The 16202-nt window shown below is 62.3% G+C and carries 16 protein-coding genes; 6 read left to right on the top strand and 10 right to left on the bottom strand.

Annotation, left to right across the window (positions count from 1 at the left end; translation table 11 throughout):
* Nucleotides 1-97: 97 nt before the first annotated feature.
* Nucleotides 98-307 carry a cold-shock protein gene (locus RGM2987_RS12020; RefSeq protein ID WP_003184959.1) on the bottom strand — a complete coding sequence of 70 codons (210 nt, stop codon included), beginning with the start codon at nt 305-307 and terminating at the stop codon, nt 98-100.
* Between the two features lie 228 nt (nt 308-535).
* On the opposite strand from RGM2987_RS12020, the gene plsB reads away from it, so the two are divergent.
* The 4 genes from plsB to RGM2987_RS12040 all read left to right on the top strand — a co-directional run bounded on the left by plsB (nt 536) and on the right by RGM2987_RS12040 (nt 4751).
* Nucleotides 536-3058 carry a glycerol-3-phosphate 1-O-acyltransferase PlsB gene (gene plsB / locus RGM2987_RS12025; protein WP_245141210.1) on the top strand — a complete coding sequence of 841 codons (2523 nt, stop codon included), beginning with the start codon at nt 536-538 and terminating at the stop codon, nt 3056-3058.
* A 96-nt stretch (nt 3059-3154) separates the two neighbouring features.
* The gene (locus tag RGM2987_RS12030) at nt 3155-3529 is read left to right on the top strand and encodes a hypothetical protein (protein WP_245141212.1); all 375 of its coding nucleotides are present in this window, start codon (nt 3155-3157) and stop codon (nt 3527-3529) included.
* Between the two features lie 96 nt (nt 3530-3625).
* The gene (locus tag RGM2987_RS12035; RefSeq protein ID WP_245141214.1) at nt 3626-4030 is read left to right on the top strand and encodes a YbaY family lipoprotein; all 405 of its coding nucleotides are present in this window, start codon (nt 3626-3628) and stop codon (nt 4028-4030) included.
* 31 nt (nt 4031-4061) lie between these two features.
* The gene (locus RGM2987_RS12040; RefSeq protein WP_245141217.1) at nt 4062-4751 is read left to right on the top strand and encodes a DUF4197 domain-containing protein; all 690 of its coding nucleotides are present in this window, start codon (nt 4062-4064) and stop codon (nt 4749-4751) included.
* A 171-nt stretch (nt 4752-4922) separates the two neighbouring features.
* On the opposite strand, the gene RGM2987_RS12045 is transcribed toward RGM2987_RS12040, so the two are convergent.
* Together RGM2987_RS12045 and RGM2987_RS12050 are read right to left on the bottom strand one after the other, a co-directional pair.
* Nucleotides 4923-7988: an efflux RND transporter permease subunit gene (locus tag RGM2987_RS12045; RefSeq protein ID WP_245141219.1), complete on the bottom strand. Its 3066-nt coding sequence runs from the start codon at nt 7986-7988 to the stop codon at nt 4923-4925.
* Between the two features lie 6 nt (nt 7989-7994).
* A complete protein-coding gene (locus RGM2987_RS12050) occupies nt 7995-9095 on the bottom strand; it encodes an efflux RND transporter periplasmic adaptor subunit (RefSeq protein ID WP_245141221.1) in 1101 nt (366 codons plus the stop codon).
* A gap of 94 nt (nt 9096-9189) precedes the next feature.
* Here RGM2987_RS12050 and RGM2987_RS12055 point away from each other — a divergent pair, with 94 nt between their 5' ends.
* Nucleotides 9190-9825: a TetR/AcrR family transcriptional regulator gene (locus RGM2987_RS12055; protein WP_245141224.1), complete on the top strand. Its 636-nt coding sequence runs from the start codon at nt 9190-9192 to the stop codon at nt 9823-9825.
* A 207-nt stretch (nt 9826-10032) separates the two neighbouring features.
* Here the strand turns inward: RGM2987_RS12055 and RGM2987_RS12060 are convergent, their stop codons facing one another.
* On the bottom strand, nt 10033-10815 hold the full coding sequence (locus RGM2987_RS12060; protein ID WP_245141226.1) for a class I SAM-dependent methyltransferase: 783 nt from the start codon (nt 10813-10815) through the stop codon (nt 10033-10035).
* A 93-nt stretch (nt 10816-10908) separates the two neighbouring features.
* On the opposite strand from RGM2987_RS12060, the gene RGM2987_RS12065 reads away from it, so the two are divergent.
* The gene (locus RGM2987_RS12065; protein WP_245141230.1) at nt 10909-11529 is read left to right on the top strand and encodes an energy transducer TonB; all 621 of its coding nucleotides are present in this window, start codon (nt 10909-10911) and stop codon (nt 11527-11529) included.
* A gap of 1 nt (nt 11530) precedes the next feature.
* On the opposite strand, the gene RGM2987_RS12070 is transcribed toward RGM2987_RS12065, so the two are convergent.
* The 6 genes from RGM2987_RS12070 to adk form a co-directional block, all read right to left on the bottom strand.
* Nucleotides 11531-12235: an extensin family protein gene (locus RGM2987_RS12070; RefSeq protein ID WP_245141232.1), complete on the bottom strand. Its 705-nt coding sequence runs from the start codon at nt 12233-12235 to the stop codon at nt 11531-11533.
* Between the two features lie 10 nt (nt 12236-12245).
* Entirely contained in the window at nt 12246-13067 is an 822-nt protein-coding gene (locus RGM2987_RS12075) for an isocitrate lyase/phosphoenolpyruvate mutase family protein (RefSeq protein ID WP_245141234.1), read from the bottom strand.
* Nucleotides 13068-13100: 33 nt separating this feature from the next.
* Nucleotides 13101-13961, bottom strand: a complete 861-nt coding sequence (locus RGM2987_RS12080; protein WP_245141236.1) for a DUF72 domain-containing protein — start codon at nt 13959-13961, stop codon at nt 13101-13103.
* Nucleotides 13961-14269 carry a hypothetical protein gene (locus tag RGM2987_RS12085; protein ID WP_245141239.1) on the bottom strand — a complete coding sequence of 103 codons (309 nt, stop codon included), beginning with the start codon at nt 14267-14269 and terminating at the stop codon, nt 13961-13963. The genes RGM2987_RS12080 and RGM2987_RS12085 overlap by 1 nt, the downstream gene beginning before the upstream one ends.
* Before the next feature lie 304 nt (nt 14270-14573).
* On the bottom strand, nt 14574-15251 hold the full coding sequence (gene tsaB / locus RGM2987_RS12090) for a tRNA (adenosine(37)-N6)-threonylcarbamoyltransferase complex dimerization subunit type 1 TsaB (RefSeq protein WP_245141242.1): 678 nt from the start codon (nt 15249-15251) through the stop codon (nt 14574-14576).
* A gap of 94 nt (nt 15252-15345) precedes the next feature.
* Nucleotides 15346-15996: an adenylate kinase gene (gene adk / locus RGM2987_RS12095; RefSeq protein ID WP_245141245.1), complete on the bottom strand. Its 651-nt coding sequence runs from the start codon at nt 15994-15996 to the stop codon at nt 15346-15348.
* Between the last annotated feature and the right edge of the window lie 206 nt (nt 15997-16202).

Here is a 16202-nt window from a genome sequence, read left to right on the forward strand (position 1 = left end):
CGAATACGGTGTATCAATCGATACTTCATTGACTGATACACCGTATTCGCGAGCAAGCCCGCTCCCACAGGGGATTAGTGGCGGCTGGAAGCGAGGTTTACAACCCCACCACATCCTCAGCCTGCAAGCCCTTCTGCCCTTCCACCACCGCGTATTCGACCTGCTGGCCTTCGGTCAGCGAGCGGTGGCCTTCGCCGCGGATTGCACGGTAATGCACGAAGACATCCGCCCCGCCCTCGCGCTGGATAAAGCCGTAGCCTTTGGCGTCGTTGAACCACTTCACATTGCCGGTTTCGCGTGCTGCCATGATGCTCACTCCCATTCTTATTTTTAGGTCGGCTGTTGCGCCGGAGAACTTTCGCCACCGTCCGGCCCTCCATGAGGAAGGCGGAGGCAGCCAGCCGACCGAGTATATGACAGCCGCAAAAACTCTCAACTGACTTTACTTCGCCGCTTTTTTGCCGATTTTCGATGAATCCTGCACACTAGCGAGCCCGAGCAGTCGCTCGGTTTCATCCACTCATGCAGAAGCCGTATGACCCGTTCTCCGTTCCGTCGTCTTGTGTTTGGCACCCTGCGCCGGCTGTTGTACCTCTGGGTTCGCTCAGAGACGATCAACCAGTCGTCCTTCACCCTCAACCTCGACCGCAGCCGTCCGGTGTTCTACGTCCTGCAAGATCCCTCGCTCACTGACCTGGCGGTGCTCGACACCGAGTGCACCAAGGCCGGCCTGCCCCGTCCGGTATTGCCGGTGTCGGTGGGTAACCTGCTGGAACCGGCGGCGTTTTTCTACCTGACGCCAGCACCGGACTGGCTCGGGCGCCAGGACAAACGCGGCGCGCCGCCAACCCTGACGCGGCTGGTCAACGTGCTGAGCCACGAGGCCGCCGAGGATGCGCAAATCATCCCGGTCAGCGTGTTCTGGGGACAATCGCCCGATAGTGAGTCCAGCCCGTGGAAGTTGCTGTTCGCCGACAGCTGGGCCGTCACCGGTCGCCTGCGCCGCCTGCTGAGCATCATGATCCTGGGGCGCAAGACCCGCGTGCAATTCTCCGCGCCAATCCACCTGCGCGAGCTGATCGAACACGACAAGGGCCACGAACGCACCGTACGCATGGCCCAGCGAATCCTGCGGGTGCACTTCCGCAATCTGAAATCGGCGGTCATCGGCCCCGATATTTCTCACCGACGCAATCTGGTAAAGGGTCTGCTGAACCAGCCGCTGGTCAAGCAGGCGATTGCCGACGAGGCCGAGCGGGAAAAGATCGCCCCGGAAAAAGCCAAGGCCCAGGCCCTGCGCTACGGCAACGAAATCGCCTCGGACTACACCTACACCGCGATCCGCTTCCTGGAAGTGGTGCTCAGCTGGTTCTGGAACAAAATCTACGATGGCATCAAGGTCAACCACATCGAAGGCGTGCAGAAAATCGCCCCGGGCCACGAAGTCATCTACGTACCGTGCCACCGCAGCCACATCGACTACCTACTGCTGTCGTACCTGTTGTTTCGCAACGGCCTGACACCACCGCACATCGCCGCCGGCATCAACCTGAACATGCCGGTGATCGGCGGCCTGCTGCGCCGTGGCGGGGCGTTTTTCATGCGCCGCACCTTCAAGGGCAACCCGCTCTATACCGCGGTGTTCAACGAATACCTGCACACCTTGTTCACCAAAGGCTTCCCGGTGGAATACTTCGTCGAGGGCGGTCGCTCGCGCACCGGGCGTATGTTGCAACCCAAGACCGGCATGCTCGCCATCACCCTGCGCAGTTTCTTGCGTTCGTCGCGTACGCCCATCGTCTTCGTACCGGTCTATATCGGCTACGAGCGGGTGCTGGAAGGTCGCACTTACCTGGGCGAACTGCGCGGGGCCAGTAAGAAGAAAGAATCGATCTTCGACATTTTCAAGGTCATCGGTGCCCTCAAGCAGCGTTTCGGCCAGGTGGCGGTGAACTTCGGCGAGCCGATCAAACTGGCGGAGTTCCTCGACGCCGAACAGCCCGATTGGCGCCAACAGGAGCTGGGGCCACAGTTCAAACCGGCGTGGCTCAACGCAACCACCCATCGCCTGGGCGAGCGCGTGGCCCGGCACTTGAACGAAGCCGCGGCGATCAACCCGGTCAACCTCGTGGCGTTGGCGCTGCTGTCCACCAGCCGCCTGGCCCTGGACCACCACGCCATGGCCCGGGTGCTGGACCTGTACTTGGCGTTGCTGCGCAAAGTGCCATATTCCCCCCACACCACCCTGCCCGAGGGCGACGGGCAAGCCTTGATCGAGCACGTCAAAGGCATGGACCTGCTGTCCGAACAGAACGATGCCCTGGGCAAGATCCTGTATCTGGGTGAGCAGAACGCGGTGTTGATGACCTACTACCGCAACAACGTGCTGCACATCTTCGCCCTGCCGGCATTGCTTGCCAGTTTCTTCCAGAGCACTTCGCGCATGAGCCGCGGGCAGATCCTGCGCTACACCCGTGCGTTGTACCCGTACCTGCAATCGGAACTGTTCATTCGCTGGTCGCTGGAAGAGCTGGACGGTGTGGTCGACCAATGGCTCGAAGCGTTCGTCGAACAAGGCCTGCTGCGTTTCGAAAAAGACCTGTACCTGCGTCCGGCCCCGAGCTCACGGCATTTCGTACTGCTGACGCTGCTGTCCAAGAGCATCGCCCAGACCTTGCAGCGTTTCTACATGACCGTCTCGCTGCTGCTCAACAGCGGCCAGAACAGCGTCAGCGCCGAAGAGCTTGAGGACCTTTGCACGGTGATGGCCCAGCGCCTATCGATCCTGCACGGGCTGAACGCTCCGGAGTTCTTCGACAAGAGCCTGTTCCGGCATTTCATCCAGACCATGCTGGACCTCGACGTGCTGCGCCGCGACGAAGCCGGCAAGCTGAGTTATCACGAGCTGCTGGGCGAGTTGGCCGAGGGTGCGGCGAAGCGGGTGCTGCCGGCAGAGATTCGCCTGTCGATCCGCCAGGTGGCATTGCATCGTAGCGAGGACGCGGCGGAGGCCGTCATGACCGCGGAAAACGATGATTCGACACCGCTAAACGGATAAAACCACAGCACTCCAAGAAAAGACCTACAGAAAGCTGCGCAGGTGAGCCCTAGGATGGGCTCACGTCAATGTCGGCGTAATGAAAAGGAAATCATCATGAAGATCATCACGTTAACCATGCGCCTGCCGGAAGGCTTTCAACTCCCGGAAGACGGCCGCCCCGTAGTCAGCGTTCGGGACGCCTGCGGCATACAGATCAGCGCAAGCGGCGGCCAGGGTTCCAACGTAGCGCCAACGGAACCGGTGGCTGCGACGCCTTGGCTGCATCGTTTCCAGATCGATCCGCAAGCATTTAACGCAGGGGAGGAGCTGTCGGTCAGCGCCCAGATGTACCAAGGGGCCACCGCTGTTTTTCTTGATACCGAACAGACCTTCGCCTGGGATGGCACCGATCAACACGTTGACATCCCCTTGAGCCTGGCGCCAGCATCGCAGGCTGAAACTGCCCAGGCACCCGCGTTCGGTTCCTGAACCGCGACGTAAACGGCCGGATGCCTGGACGTAAATTTCGCTAGAAGCTCAGTGGCGCCCGGTACAGATCGGGCACCACTGAGCCGGGTATTTCCAATGAAAAAATTCGCTCTGTTTGCATCCATCGCCCTGGTGACCGCCTGCCAATCGGCGCCATCCCCCACCGCCACCGTCGCGTCCCTGGACGGTGAAGTCTTCTACCTGCAACGCATCGCCCTGCCGCCCAACGCCACCTTGAGCGTGAGTTTGCAGGATGTGTCACTGGCCGACGCACCGGCCGTGGTGCTCGACGAACAGAACGGTCCGGTCAACGGCCAGGTCCCGCTGCCGTTCCACCTCAGTTATGATCCAACCCAGGTCAAGCCCGGCCATCGCTACGCCGTCAGCGCCCGCATCGAGGCGGACGGCCAGTTGATGTTCATCACCACCGAGCAACACCCTGTGCAGCTCGACGGCAAGGATCCGCAACCGCTGAAGATCCGCGTCAACGCTGCACGCTGATTTTTCCCCAAACTTTTTCAAGGACGCCACCATGCTCCGCTCTACTCTCCGTTTCACCGGCCTGTGCGCGGGCCTGCTGATCTGTGCCAACGCCATGGCGCTGTCCTTGGGCGACCTGTCGCAAAAGGACGCCACCGGCGGTCTCAAGGACGCCCTGACCCAAGGCGCGCAAGTGGCGGTCAAGCAACTGGGCACACCGGGCGGTTTCAGCAATAACCCGGACGTGAAGATCGAGCTGCCGGGCAAGCTCGGCAAAGTCGCCAGCAAGATGAAGGCCTTCGGCATGGGCGAGCAGGTTGATCAACTGGAAACCAGCATGAACCAGGCCGCCGAAGCAGCGGTGGTCCAGGCCCAGCCGATCCTGGTCAATGCGGTGAAGAACATGAGCGTGGACGATGCCAAGGGCATCCTGAGCGGTGGCAACGACTCGGCGACGCAATACCTGAACAAGAGCAGCCGCGAGCAGATCCGCGCCAAGTTCCTGCCCATCGTCAAGCAAGCCACCGACAAGGTCGGCCTGGCCCAGAAATACAACGCCTTCGCCGGCCAGGCCGCGACCCTGGGCGTGGTGGACGCCAAAAGCGCGAACATCGAGAACTACGTGACCGAACAGGCGCTGGACGGGCTGTTCGAGATGATCGGCAAACAGGAAGCCACCATTCGCCAGAACCCGGCGGCCGCGGCGACCAGCCTGGCGAAGAAGGTGTTCGGTACCCTTTAAAACTCAGCGCAAACACCCTGTGGCGAGGGGATTTATCCCCGCTGGGCTGCGCAGCAGCCCCCAAACCAGACAACTCGGTGAGTCAGGAAGATTGAGTTCGCTGCTTTAGGGCCGCTTCGCAGCCCAGCGGGGATAAATCCCCTCGCCACAGGGCCAGTGTGCATCTGTTGGTCAGGCCTTCCTGACCCTGAACCACGCCGCATACAGCGCCGGCAGGAACAACAGCGTCAACGCCGTCGCGACGATCAGCCCGCCCATGATCGCCACGGCCATCGGGCCGAAGAACAGGCTGCGCGACAGTGGGATCATCGCCAGCACCGCCGCCAGCGCGGTGAGCACGATGGGTCGGAAACGGCGCACGGTCGCTTCGATGATCGCCTGCCAGGGCGCGAGCCCGGCTGTGATGTCCTGCTCGATCTGGTCCACCAGAATCACCGAGTTGCGCATGATCATCCCCGAGAGCGCGATGGTGCCGAGCATGGCGACAAACCCGAACGGCTGGCGGAACACCAGCAGGAACAGCGTAACGCCGATCAAGCCCAGGGGCGCGGTGAGAAACACCATGGCCGTGCGTGAGAAACTGCGCAGTTGCAGCATCAGCAGTGTCAACACCACCACGATGAACAGCGGCACCCCGGCATTCACCGACTTCTGGCCACGGGCCGAGTCTTCCACCGTGCCGCCCACTTCCAGCAAGTACCCGTCCGGCAACTCGGCCCGGATCGGGTCCAGGGTCGGGAAGATCTGCTGCACCAGGGACGCCGGCTGTTCCTTGCCGTAGATATCCGCTCGTACGGTCACGCTCGGCAGGCGATTGCGGTGCCAGATCACGCCCTCTTCGAAGCCGTACTCCAGCGTCGCGATCTGCGACAGCGCAACGCTCCGGCCATTTTCGGTAGGGACCGCCAGGCTTGGCAACAGCGAGAGCTCGGTGCGCTCGTGCACCGTGCCCCGGAGCAGGATCTCGATCAATTCGTTGTCTTCGCGGTACTGGCTGACGCTGGACCCGGTCAGGGAACTTCGCAGGAAGCTCGCCAGGTTGGCGGTGCTGACCCCCAGGGCGCGGGCGCGGTCCTGGTCGACATTCAGGTACACCACCTTGCTCGGTTCTTCCCAGTCAAGGTGCACATTGGTCACGTAGGGATTTTCGCGAACCTTCATCGCCACTTTCCGCGCCAGGGCCCGGACTTCCTCGATGTGTTCCCCGGTCACGCGAAACTGCACCGGGTAGCCCACCGGCGGACCATTCTCCAGGCGCGTGACCCGCGAGCGCAGGGTCGGGAATTGTTCGTTCAGGGTACTGATCAACCAACTGCGCAGCGGTTCGCGGTCCTCGATGGTCTTGGCCAGTACCACAAACTGGGCGAAGCTGGACGCTGGCAGCTGTTGATCCAGCGGCAGGTAGAAACGCGGTGAACCGGTGCCGACGTAAGCGACATAGTTGTCGATACCCGGGTGATCCTTGAGCAGCGCCTCCAGGCGCTTGACCTGCTCGGCGGTGCTGCTCAGGGACGCGCCTTCTTCCAGCTTCAGGTCCACCATCAGTTCGAGCCGCCCCGACGCCGGGAAGAACTGCTGCGGGACAAAACGGAACAGCACCACCGAGCCAATGAACAACAGCACGGTCAGGGTGATGACGGTCTTGCGCCGCCGCACGCACCATTCCACCAACCGCCGCACGCGCTGGTAGAACGGCGTGCCGTAAGGATCATGCTGAGCGCTGTCGCTACCGTGTTTGGCTGCATGAATTTTCGCCAGGTCCGGCAGCAGACGCTCACCCAGGTAGGGCACGAACACCACTGCGGCCACCCAGGACGCCAGCAAGGCCAGGGTCACCACCTGGAAGATCGAACGGGTGTACTCGCCAGTGCCCGATTGCGCGGTGGCAATCGGCAGGAAGCCGGCCGCGGTGATCAGCGTACCGGTGAGCATCGGGAACGCGGTGCTGGTCCAGGCAAAACTGGCGGCCTTGAGCCGGTCGAAGCCCTGCTCCATCTTGATCGCCATCATCTCCACCGCAATGATCGCATCATCCACCAGCAACCCGAGGGCCAGCACCAGGGCACCGAGGGAAATCTTGTGCAGGCCGATCCCCAGGTAGTACATCGCGGCAAAGGTCATCGCCAGCACCAGCGGAATCGCCAGGGCCACCACCATCCCGGTGCGCAGCCCCAGGGAAAAAAAGCTCACCAGCAGCACGATCGCCAGCGCTTCCACCAGCACCCGGACGAACTCGCCGACGCCGGTCTTCACCGCCGCCGGCTGGTCGGAGACCTTGCGCAACTGCATGCCTGCGGGAAGGTTGTTCTGGATCCGCGCGAACTCGGCTTCCAGGGCCTTGCCCAGCACCAGGATGTCGCCGCCCTCCTTCATCGCCACGGCCAGGCCGATGGCGTCTTCGCCCATGAAGCGCATGCGCGGTGCCGGTGGATCGTTGAAACCGCGACGCACATCGGCCACGTCGCTGATACGGAACGTGCGATCAGCAATACGGATCGGGAAATTCCGGATCTCTTCCACGGTCTGGAAATTGCCCGAGACCCGCAGCTGCAAGCGCTCGCTGCTGGTTTCGAAGAAGCCTGCGGTAGACACCGCGTTCTGCTCCTCAAGAGCTTGCTGGACCGCCGCCATCGGCAGGCCGAGAGTCGCCAGCTTGACGTTCGACAGCTCGATCCAGATTTTTTCGTCCTGCAACCCGATCAGCTCGACCTTGCCGGTGTCCTTGACCCGTTGCAGCTGGATCTGGATGCGGTCGGCGTAATCCTTGAGCACCGCGTAGTCGAAACCGTCGCCGGTCAGCGCATAGATATTGCCGAATGTGGTGCCGAACTCATCGTTGAAAAACGGCCCCTGGATACCCGACGGCAGAGTCTGGCGAATGTCGCTGATTTTCTTGCGAATCTGATACCACAGCTCGGGAATCTGCGCCGAATGCAGCGAATCACGGGCCACGAACGTCACTTGGGACTCACCGGGTCGGGAGAACGAGACGATCCGTTCGTAATCGCCAGTTTCCATCAGTTTCTTTTCGATGCGCTCGGTGACTTGGCGCGAAACCTCCTCGGCGGTCGCTCCCGGCCAGTTGGTGCGAATGACCATGGCCTTGAAGGTGAACGGCGGATCTTCGCTCTGGCCCAGCTTGGTGTAGGAAAGCGCGCCGACGATGGCGAGCAACAGCATCAGGAACAGTACGATCTGGCGATTACGCAGCGCCCATTCGGAAAGATTGAAGCCCATCGGGGATTACTCCTTGGCCGCCAGGTTGACCACGCGATTGGAGCGATCCACCGGCCGCACTTGCTGGCCGTCGAGGAGCACATGCACGCCTGCCGCTACCACCCAGTCGTCGGCGCTGAGGCCTTCGAGCACCGGAACAGTCTTCTCACCAAAGGCGCCGACCCGGACCGGGACTTTCTTCAGCGTGTTGTCGGGTTTGACCACCCAGACGTAGGTCGCGCCGTTTTCCGCCGTCAGAGCTGACAATGGCACGGCCAGCGGTACCTTGTCGGCGGTCTGGATAAACACCCGGGCGCTCTGGCCGAGCTCGGCTGGAACACTGCCGGCGTTGAAGGCAACACGGGCGGCAAAGGTGCGGGACTTGGGGTCGGCGGCCGGCGAGAGTTCGCGAATGCGGCCGCTGAAGCGCTGGTCGGGCTGACTCCACAGTTCAACCGAAACCGGCTGGCCAACCTTGAACCGGCCGAAGCTCTGTTCCGGCAGGCTGATCAGCACTTCTCGCTCGCCATCGGTGGCCAGGGTGAATACCGTTTGCCCGGCCGACACCACTTGCCCGACCTCCACCGAACGGCGGGCGACCACGCCATCCTGGGGAGCGCGCAATACCGAGTAACTGGCCTGGTTGCTGGCGACATCGAACTCGGCCTTGATCTGCTTGAGTCGCGCCGCGCCAGAGCGATAAAGGTTTTCGGCATTGTCGTATTGCGAGCGGCTGACCATCTGCCGCTCCATCAGGGTCTTGTAGCGATCACGCTCGGCGCGCACCAGATTCAGGTTGGCCTCGGCGGCAGCGACCTGCGCCCGAGTCGCTTCCAGTTGCAACCGGACATCTTCCGGGTCGAGCTCGGCCAGTGGCTGATTGGCCTTGACCCGTTGACCTTCCTCCACCAGTCGTCGGCTCACCTTGCCGGCAATGCGAAACGCCAGGTCGGGCTCGAACCGCGCGCGTACTTCGCCAGGATAACTGTCTGTCGCCTGGGCCGAAGGCTCGGGCTTGACCACCAAGGCCGGGCGCACGGCGACGGCCACCGGCTCGTCATGACCACACGCAGACAATAAAAAAGCCAGGCTGACTGGCACGGCGAGGGACAAGGCATAGCGGAACATGGCGGGCGACCTTTCGCTAATGATGCTTGGAATAATTATACTGGCGAGTATGTTATTAATAGCAAACTCACCAGTCCAGTATTAAAGCGAAGAAATGTCGAACAATCTTTCAGCTCCCAGTGGCCCCGGCCGTCCGAAGGATCTGGCCAAGCGCCAGGCCATTCTTGACGCGGCCAAACGCCTGTTCGTGAGCTTGGGCTACGCCAATACCAGCATGGATGCTGTCGCCACCGAGGCGGGGGTTTCCAAGCTGACGGTGTACAGTCATTTCAACGACAAGGAGACATTGTTTTCCGCCGCCGTAATCGCCAAATGCGAAGAGCAGGTACCGCCGCTGTTCTTCGAATGGCCGGAGGGCGTAGCGATCGAGCAGGTACTGTTGAACATCGCCGGCGGCTTTCAGCAGTTGGTCAACAGCGAAGAGTCAGTGAACCTGCATCGGGTGATCATGGCCCTGGGTAGCCAGGACCCGAAACTCTCGGCGATCTTCTTCGAGGCCGGCCCGCAGCGGATGCTGTCCGGCATGGAGCGCCTGCTCAGCAAGGTTCACCAGAGCGGCGCCTTGAACATCGACAAACCGCGCAATGCCGCCGAGCACTTCTTCTGCCTGATCAAGGGCGCGGCGAACTTCCGGTTGCTGTATGGCTGCGGCGCCCCGCTGGAGCCCGAAGCCGCCGAGGCTCATGTGCGGGAGGTGGTGGGGTTGTTTGTGCGGGCGTATAGGCCTTAGATCATCCTGCGGACTTTCGCTGGCTGGAAAGGCCTCTTCGCGGGCAAGCCCGCTCCCACAGTTTTGATCGAGGTGTTGACAGAATCAGCATCCACCGCAGAACCCTGTGGGAGCGGGCTTGCTCGCGAAGGCGACGGCACTGCCAACATCTGCTCCAACTGACCCACAGCCATCCCGAGCCTGCTCGCGAATGAAGGCAACTCGGTCTCAGGGCTTGAGCGCTTTCTTGGGATAGATATCGTAGCGACTGGATTTGCCGTCAAGTCCGTGGCTCGGCTTCGGCCCGTCGATGCACGGGGCCTTGCGCGGGCGCTTGACCACTACCCGATGGGTCGCCAGGGCCAGGGCCGCTGCGAGCAGCGCCGGGGCGTCCGGGTCATCGCCCACCAAGGGACGGAACAGGCGCATTTCCTTCTTCACCAGGGCCGTTTTCTCACGATGAGGAAACATCGGGTCCAGGTAAATGACCTGGGGCGGCTCCCCTTCCCAGTTGCGCATCACCTCGATGGAATTGCCCTTTAGCAAACGCATGCGGGCCACAATCGGCGCGACGTCGAAATCCTCCGCCGCACGCGCCAGGCCATCCTCCAGCAAGGCGCCGATCAGCGGCTGGCGCTCGATCAGGCTCATTTCACAACCCAGGCTCGCCAGCACGAATGCATCCTTGCCCAACCCGGCCGTGGCATCCAGCACCCGCGGGCGCACGCCCTGGGCAATGCCGACCGCCTTGGCGATCATCTGGCCGCTGCCACCGCCGTACAGCCGACGATGGGCCGCGCCGCCCTCGACAAAGTCGACCCGCACCGGCCCCGGCGCGTCCGGGCCCAGTTGCTGGAGTTGCAGCCCTTGCTCGCCGACCTGCAAGGCAAACTCGCCGTCGTCCACCTGCAACGGCAGCTCGAGCCGCTGCGCCCAGTGTTCGGCCTGCGCCTGGAAAGTCGGGGCCAGGGCCTCGACGTGGATGCGGCAGGCCGCAGGTTGTTCGCTCATGGAAAAACACGCTCAAAAAATTAAGGATCGGCAAAACCGGCCGATAACATCAGTGAACGGCATTTTGCCAGAGCTGAGCGTCGACCGAGAAAAATGTCAGACATTCATTCCATAGCGCCAGGCGTCATCTCCCCCTACGGTGATTACAGCCTGCGCAACACCCAAGCCCTGAGCGGCGTCAGTCACCTATGGCAGGATTTTTTTGCCCGGGCCCTGGCCGATCAGTTGGGTGATGCCGCGCCGGCGCCGGGTAGTTACCAGCCCGTTGCCCTGGATGAAAATGTCGAGCCGACCCTCGGCGCCGAGCTGCTGGACCACATCGTCAGCCAGCGCACCTGCGACGTGAAGGAAACCCTGGTCGCCCCGCCAGAGCCGCTGTTCCTGCCAATTGCCGAATTCGAACTCGATCTGCTGGACAAGCCTTTCCCACCCTTCCCGCCGGAAGAAATCGCCGCCCAGCAAAAACAGCAGAACTTCGAAAGCCATTGGGTTCGCCCCATCGTCCTCGCCGCCGGCCAACCACTGCCGGAGCCCGGCCCGGCGCCACAGCCGCGCCCGCTGCACCTGCCGATCGCCGAGTTCGAACTCGGCTTGCTGGACAAACCATTCCCGCCGTTCCCGGAAGAAGAACTCGTCGCCCAGCAGAAACAACTGGACTTCGACACCCGCTGGGCACGCCCGATCGTCTTGCAGAACCTGCGCATCGCCGCCTGATTCAACGGCAGATCCACCACGGCCCCACATCCAGATGAAAATGGTTACGGTGCGCCGCGTTGTAATCCGGACTCAAGACCACACTGAACATGTCACAGGCACCGTCGCGCACCTGGCGCAGGAAACGCGCGTCGTTGCTGTCTTTCGGCCAATCCCTGAGCACGCTGACCGTGCGCCCATCGGCCAGGCGAAAACCGGCGATATCCAAGGCGCTGGCCGTGGCATGCTGGCTGCGCGCCCCACTCTCGCGCCCGTACATGTTGCGACAGGCGAAACTGCCGAGGTGGTCGACTCGCGTCACCTTCTGCCCATAGGTCGCCACTGCCGCCGGTTGCAGTGCGTGACGCTCGAACAGCGCGAACGCCACCGCCAGCGGGCAACTGGCCAGGAAGCTGCTGCTCAACGCCACTTCGCCGCCCTGGACCCGCAGCACATTGGTCAGCGGGCAACCGGTCTGGGCACCGCTGTCGGCCTGGCGAGCGGTCCGCAGGCCGGAGGTTGCAATGGCCTGGTCGCACAATTGCGGGTCGTTGCGCAGGGCCATGAGCTTGTAGCGGGTCAGCAGGTTCGGCGCCGCGTTGACGTCCAGGGGCGCCCAGGGATTCCACTGCGGTGGCAGCGACAGCCAACCGTGCCATACCGCGAACACCGCAGCGCCAATCAACAGCCCCAGCACCAGCAAACTTTTCAGAACCCGCACGGCCATGCCTCGATCATCAACCCTTGAACAGCTCGTTGGCCTGCTTGAACGGCATTGAACGCCGAGTGAAGGTGAACGTGCCCTGCTGCTGGATTTCCTCGGCAGCCCGGAAGAATTCGCCGTACGCGGCCAAGGCCAGCGCCGACCCGACGCTGATGCGCTTGACGCCCAGCTCGCTCAATTGCGCGACTGTCAGGTCCAACGCGCCGGACATCAGCACATTCACCGGCTTCGGCGCCACGGCCTGCACCACCGTCAGCACCTGCTCGGCGCTGTTCAGCCCAGGAGCATACAACACGTCGGCACCGGCTACGGCGAAGGCTTTCAGACGGCGAATCGTGTCGTCCAGGTCCGGATTGCCGTGCAGGAAATTTTCCGCCCGGGCGGTCAGCAGAAACGGGTACGGCAAGTTGCGCACCGCGTCGGCTGCGGCCTTGACCCGCGCCACGGCGTGGTCGAAGCAATAGATCGGGCTGTCCTCGCGCCCCGTGGCGTCTTCGATTGAGCCGCCTACCGCGCCGGCCTCTGCCGCACGCAGCAGGTTGCGGGCGCAATCCTCGGGCGCATCGGCAAAGCCGTTTTCCAGATCCACTGCCACCGGCAGCTCGGTGGCCGCCACAACTGCCCGGACATTGGCCAGGGTGTCTTCCAGACCCAACGCACCATCGGGTCGCGCCAGGGAAAACGCGTGGCCGGCACTGGTCGTCGCCAACGCCTGGAAACCAAGAGTGGCAAGCATTTTGGCGGAGCCGGCATCCCACGGGTTGGGAATGACAAACGCCCCGTCACGTTCATGCAGGGCCTTGAAGGCCTGGGCTCGTCGAATTTGCGCGTCCATGTTGCTCGCTCCTGAGGCAGGGAAGGATACGCCTCAGAGCAAACCGAGTTGCTCGGCGGCGGGCTCTCTGTATAGCTCAGGCAAGGCCGGCAAGCCAGGCAATCGACGCATCAACCGACTGTGGAAATGTTGCGCGAGTTTTGCCGCCAGCCGGTTATCGGCAGTGTGCAGGAAGATGTAAGGCGTACGCCCTTCTTCGATCCACCCGGCGATTTTCTCCACCCACGGGGTCAGGAACGGTTCGTTGGCTTCGAGCACCGGATGGCCAATGAAGCGCACCTGCGGGCACTGGGTGAACGCCGTGGGCCTGGGCGGCACGCGGGGCTTTTTCGATTGGGCGTGGAGCACCGAGGGGTCAGTCGAGGTGCAACTGAACAGCGCTCGAGGGTCGAGGCAGATGCGCTCGACACCGCGGTCCAGCAACAGGCGATTGAGACGTCGCTCGGCCTCACCCTTGGCAAAGAACTCGGCGTGGCGGACTTCCACCGCCAACGGTCCCTCGAAGGCATCGATAAAACCTGCCAGCTCTGGCAGCCGATGGGGCGTGAAGGCCTTGGACAGCTGCAGCCAGAACGGCGAAACCCGCTGGCCCAACGGGCTGAGCAATTGCACGAAGGTCTCGATGGCCGTCTGGTGCTCGCGCAAGTCGCCATTGTGGCTGATGTCACCGGGCAGCTTGGCGGTGAAGCGAAAGTGCTCGGGCATGCTCTCGGCCCAGCGCTGGACGCTGGTCGCAGACGGGCTCGCGTAGAAAGTCGTATTGCCTTCCACGGCGTTGAATACTTGGGAATAGAGATTGAGGAAATCGGAGCTTTTGGCGTCCTGGGGATACAGATAGTCACGCCAGGCGTTTTCGCTCCAGGACGGGCAGCCCAGGTAGTAAGGCAACACCATCAGATGTAGAGGTCGAGACCCAGCACTTCCATATCCCAGTCGACGAAGCCGGCAGTGCTCAGGTAGCTGGCCAGGGCCGTCGCCACGCTGCGGCTCATGGAGCGGTGATACAGCATGTCCTGCTGGCGGGCCGGAAGATTGCTCAGGCGCTGTGCGGCAGCTTTGGCGGCGCGGGCAGCCAGTTGCTCTTCGGACGGGGTTTCCAGTTCGCCATCGACGTCATCGAAAAACTCGGGCTCAGCAGCCTTGCTCGCACGAGGCTTGCGCTTGATGGGGTAGGACTGAGAGGAAACGCCGTCTATACGCATGACAAAATGCTCGGTATCAGTGATGGCAATTTAGCGGCACTCTCCCGGCCGCGCAAATGCGCAAGTGATAACTAGAACACATAAAGTCAAAAAGGTTTAAAAACCCGGGGAAAAAATGACGACTGGTGATATGGGGTGTGACTTTAGGGCTGGGAAATGACTTTGAGGGAGCAAACGCATTCGTCTGTGGCGAGGGAGCTTGCTCCCGCTTGAGTGCGAAGCGCTCATCGCTTTTTTGGGGCCGCTTCGCGACCCAGCGGGAGCAAGCTCCCTCGCCACAAACGCTGCCCGCTGAAATTCGGGGTTATCGCTCAGACTTGGGAACAGCGACTTTATCGCGCAGATACACCGGTTGCGCATCGTCCGCCGGGATGGCTTCGCCGCGTTCCCAGGCGAAGCGTGCCAGGACCAGCAGATCTTCGGCGTGAGGCAGCGCAGTTGCGTCCCGGCCGCTGAGGTTGACGGCGATCCGCTCGCCGTAGCCCCAGCCCGTACCGGCGCCGAACCACTCGCCGTCAGCACCCGCCGGCAATGCCGCCGCTTCCGGTGGCAGTACCGCTTCAGTACCCACCAGGCGCATTTCGCCGTCGGTTTCGCGATAGCAGCCCCAGTACACCTCATCCATACGCGCATCGATGGCCGCCGCTACCTGGCGGGCGCCATGCTCACGCAGCGCACGCTGGGCCAGCACCGCCAGGTTGGAAACCGGCAACACCGGGCGCTCCAGGGCAAAGGCCAGTCCTTGCACCACGCCGATGGCAATCCGCACGCCGGTAAAAGCCCCGGGCCCACGACCGAAGGCAATCGCGTCCACTTGCTGCAAGGTGACTCCGGCATCGCCGAGCAGTTGCTGGATCATCGGCAAGAGTTTCTGGGCATGCAGGCGCGGGATCACCTCGTAATGGCTCGTGACCTTGCCGTCGTGCAGCAAGGCAACAGAGCAAGCTTCAGTCGCGGTGTCCAGGGCCAGCAAGGTGCTCATCGGTGTGTCCGTAAATCAGGTGGGAAAAAAGTGCGCCAGTATAAACAACTACGGCCCGCAAGCGGGCCGTGGATGATTGCTGCAATCAGACTTTTCAGCTCAGCGCTTCAAGTACCTTGCCAGTGATGGCTTCGACCGAACCGACGCCGGCAATGTGGCTGTACTTCGGTTTGCCCTGGGTCTTGGCCGACAGCTGCTGATAGAAGGCTACCAGTGGCTTGGTCTGGGAATGGTAGACCGACAGGCGATGACGCACGGTTTCTTCGGTGTCGTCCTTGCGCTGCACCAGTTCTTCACCGGTGATGTCGTCCTTGCCGGCGAGTTTCGGCGGGTTGTACACGGTGTGGTAGACACGACCGGACGCTTCATGAACGCGACGACCGGCGATACGCTGGACGATCTCTTCGTCATCGACAGCGATTTCGACCACGTGATCGAGCTCCACGCCGGCTTCTACCAGGGCTTCGGCCTGGGGAATGGTGCGTGGGAAACCGTCGAACAAAAAGCCATTGGCGCAATCGGCTTGAGCGATGCGGTCCTTGACCAGGGCAATGATCAGGTCATCCGACACCAGGCCGCCGGCATCCATGATGCTCTTGGCCTTGACGCCCAGCTCGGTGCCGGCCTTGACCGCGGCACGCAGCATGTCGCCGGTGGAGATTTGCGGGATACCGAATTTTTCGGTGATGAACTTTGCCTGAGTGCCTTTACCGGCCCCGGGAGCTCCCAGCAGAATGACGCGCATCGATGTGCTCCTCAATTTTTTTATGTAAACGCTCGGATTCGCCTCGTGGGGCCAATCTCGCAAAACTGGTTGGTGACCGCCCAAACGGCCAAAGGCTGATCAAGATACACAGCAGGCCCCACCCACACAAGCCGCCGAAAGTCGGAGGAACCGGCGCCCGCCGCGACCTTTGGAGGAGGTTGCAAGCGTCGCAACCCGGCAACAAA

The sequence above is a fragment of the Pseudomonas sp. RGM2987 genome, from assembly GCF_022952855.1.
In the GTDB taxonomy this organism is placed as follows: domain Bacteria; phylum Pseudomonadota; class Gammaproteobacteria; order Pseudomonadales; family Pseudomonadaceae; genus Aquipseudomonas.